The 3,869-nt window shown below is 75.5% G+C and carries 1 protein-coding gene; it reads left to right on the forward strand.

Translation table 11 applies throughout. From position 1 onward, the window contains the following. A partial coding sequence (locus tag ABZW03_RS38345) for an acyltransferase domain-containing protein (protein ID WP_355269122.1) occupies nucleotides 1-3,869 on the forward strand: 3,869 nt, incomplete at both ends.

Genomic DNA, 3,869 nt, shown 5'->3' on the forward strand with positions numbered 1-3,869 from the left:
GAGGCCTCGGCTGTGGTGCCGTGGGTGGTGTCCGGCCGGTCGGTGGAGGCGTTGCGGGCGCAGGCCGGCCGCCTGGCGGATCACCTGGCGGAGCGTCCGGCGGTCGCGGCGGGTGATGTGGGCCTGTCGCTGGTGTCGCAGCGCTCGCTGTTCGAGCAGCGGGCGGTCGTCACCGGAACCGGCCGTGCGGAGCTGCTCGCGGGCCTGCGGGCGCTGGCCGAGGGCGGTACGGCGGACAACGTCACCGTCGCACCCCCCACCGCACCCACCGACGGCTCGAACAAGCTCGCCCTGCTCTTCACCGGCCAGGGCGCGCAGCGCCTCGGCATGGGCCGCCGGCTGTACCAGGACTTCCCCGTCTTCGCGAAGGCGTTCGACGAGGCGTGCGCGCAGTTGGACGCGCACCTGCCCGTCCCGCTGAAGGACGTCGTCTTCGGCGCGGACGCCGAACTCCTGGACCGCACCCTGTACGCCCAGTCGGCCCTGTTCGCCCTGGAGACCGCGCAGTTCAGGCTCCTGGAGCACTACGGCATCGAGGTCGACCACCTGCTCGGACACTCGATCGGCGAGGTGGCCGCCGCCCACGCCGCGGGCGTCCTCGACCTGCCGGACGCCGCGCTCATGGTGGCGACGCGGGGACGGCTGATGCAGGCCGCCCGCGGTGACGGCGCCATGATCGCCGTACAGGCCACCGAGCAGGAGGTCCTGACGGTCCTCGGGGACCGCGACCACCTGGCCGGGATCGCCGCGGTCAACGGCCCGCGGTCCGTCGTGGTCTCGGGCGATGCCGAGGTCGCCACCGAGGTCGCCGACCACTTCGCGGCGCTGGGGCGCAGGACCAAGCGGCTGCGGGTCAGCCACGCCTTCCACTCCGCCCACATGGACAGCGCGCTGGAGGAGTTCCGCACCGTCCTCGAAGGCCTGACCTTCCGCGCGCCCGTGCTCTCCGTGGTGTCCAATGTGACCGGGAGGGAGGCCACCGCCGAGCAACTCCGCTCCCCCGACTACTGGGTGTCCCACATCCGCCGGGCCGTCCGGTTCGGCGAGGGGGTCGAGCACCTCGCCGGGCTCGGCGTCGGGACCTACCTCGAACTCGGCCCCGACGGCGTCCTGACGGGCCTGGTCCCGGAGTGCCTGCCCGCCGGGACCGACGCGGTCGCGCTGCCGCTGCTGCGGGCCCGCCGCTCGGAGAGCGACTCGCTCCTCGCCGCCGTCGCGCAGACCGCCTTCGCCGGCCACCTGCCCGACTGGTCCCCGCTCTTCGCCGGGGCGCGGCCGGTGGAGCTGCCGACGTACGCCTTCCAGCACGGCTCGTACTGGCTGCAGGAGGACACCGCCGTCGCGGACGTGGCGTCGGCCGGCCTGGAGACGGTGGGGCATCCGCTGCTGGGCGCGGCGGTCGAGCGGCCCGACGGGCAGGGCTGGGTGTTCACCGGCCGGCTCTCGTCCGCGACCCACCCCTGGACGGACGACCACGTCATCGGCGACGAGGTGCTGCTGCCCGGTACGGCGCTGGTCGACCTCGCCCTCGCGGCGGGCGCCCGGGCCGGCTGCCGGCGGCTGGACGAACTCACCCTGGAAGCCCCGCTGTCCCTGCACCCCGACGCCCCGGCCGACCTGCGCGTGGTGCTGGATCCCGCGGAGGAGGGACGCTGGTCGCTGGCCGTGTTCACGCGCTCCGGCGACACCTGGAGGCGCCACGCCACCGGCGTGCTGGCGGCCGGGGCCGAAGGCGCCGGGAACGCGCTGACGAACTGGCCGCCGAAGGACGCGACCCCCCTCGACGTGGCCGACGCGTACGAAGCCCTGGCCGCCCGTGGCTACGACTACGGGCCGACCTTCCAGGGCCTGCGCGCCGCCTGGCGCGACGGTGACGTGCTGTACGCGGAGGTCGGGCTTCCGGCCGGCGCGGAGCCCTCCGGTTTCGGCGTGCACCCGGCCCTGCTGGACGCGGCGCTGCACCCGCTCGTCCTGGAGGGCGACCGGGCCGCCGGGCTCCGGCTGCCGTTCGCCTGGACCGGCGCCGAACTGCACGCCACCGGTGCCACCGCGCTGCGGGTACGGCTGACGCCCACCGGTACCGACACCGTGGCCCTGGCCGTCTGCGACGCCGGCGGGGCGCCGGTCGCCACCGTCGAATCGCTGACCCTGCGCCCCTACTCGGCGGCGGGCGGGGGCCGTACGCCGCTGTTCGCCGTGGACTGGGTGCCGGTGCCGGACCCGGCCGCCGCCACTTCGGCGGCCACCACCTCGGCCGCCGCCACTCCGGCCGCCGCCACTCCGGCCGGCGCCGCCCCGGAGCTGCCGACGGACCGCTGGGCCGTCCTCGGTACGCGCGGCCCGGACCTGCCGGGCGTGACCCGCCACGCCGACCTCGCCGCGCTGTCCGGCGCGCTGTCCGGCGCGCTCGAGGACCTGGACGTGGTCGTCCTCCCGTGGACGGCGAACGCGCCGGCGCACGAGGTGCCGTCCGCGGCCCATGAGGCCGCCCAGGAGGTCCTGCTCCTGCTGAAGGGCTGGCTGGCCGAGGAGCACCGGACCTCCGCGCCCCTGGTCGTCCTCACCCGGAACGCGGTGGCCGCCGAAGCGGGCGAGGGCGTGGCGGACCTCGCCGCCTCCGTGCTGTGGGGCCTGCTGCGCACCGCCCAGACCGAACACCCGGGCCGTTTCGTCCTCCTCGACGTCGACGCCGACCCGACCCCCGGCCTGGTGGCCGCCGCCCTCGCCACCGGGGAGCCCCAACTCGCGCTGCGCAACGGCTCCTTGAAGGCGGCGCGGCTGAGCCGGCAGGCCACCCGCGAGCTGCTCGCGCCCCCGGAGGGCGCGCCGGCCTGGCGGATGGAACCGGGCGCCAGCGGCTCGCTCGACGCGCTGTCCCTGCGCCCCCGCCCCGAGGCGCTCGCCCCGCTGCAGCCGGGAGAGGTGCGCGTCGCCGTCCGCGCCGCGGGCCTCAACTTCCGTGACGCGCTGAACGCCCTGGGGCTCTACCCCGGCGAGGCCGGCCCGCTCGGCATCGAGGGCGCCGGCGTGGTCACCGAGGTCGGCCCCGGGGTGACCGGATTCGTGCCCGGCGACCGGGTCATGGGCCTGCTGCCCGGTGCGTTCGGACCGGTGGTGGCCACCGACAGCCGGATGCTCGTCACCGTCCCGGACGGCTGGACGTTCGCCCAGGCGGCAGCCGTTCCCGTCGTCTTCCTGACCGCCTACTACGCGCTGACCGACCTGGCCGCCCTGGCCCCGGGCCAGTCGCTGCTGGTCCACGCGGCGGCGGGCGGCGTCGGCATGGCCGCGGTGCAGCTCGCCCGCCACCTCGGCGCGCGGGTCTTCGGCACCGCGAGCCCCGGCAAGTGGGACGCGCTGCGCTCCCTGGGCCTGCCGGACGAGTGCATCGCCTCGTCCCGGGACCTCCACTTCGAGCAGGGTTTCCGCCGAGTGCTGGGCGAGGACGGCGGGTTCGACGTCGTCCTCAACTCGCTGGCGCACGAGTACGTGGACGCCTCACTGCGGCTGCTGCGCCCCGGCGGCCGGTTCCTGGAGATGGGCAAGACCGACGTCAGGGACCCGGAGTCCTTCCCCGACATCTCCTACCGGGCGTTCGACCTCATGCGGGTCGACGCGGACCGCGTCCAGGAGATGCTCACCGACCTCGTGGGCCTCTTCGAGGAGGGTGCGCTCACCCATCTCCCGCTCACCGTCCGGGACATCCGCCGGGGCCGGGACGCCTTCCGCCACATCAGCCAGGGCCGCCACACCGGCAAGAACGTGCTCACCCTGCCGGTGGCGTTGGATCCGGAGGGTGCGGTGTTGGTGGTGGGTGGTACGGGGGTGTTGGGGTCGTTGTTGGCGCGTCATCTGGTGGTGGCGTGTGG

Origin of the sequence: Kitasatospora sp. NPDC004799, from assembly GCF_040609095.1 — a bacterium.
Lineage (GTDB): Bacteria > Actinomycetota > Actinomycetes > Streptomycetales > Streptomycetaceae > Kitasatospora.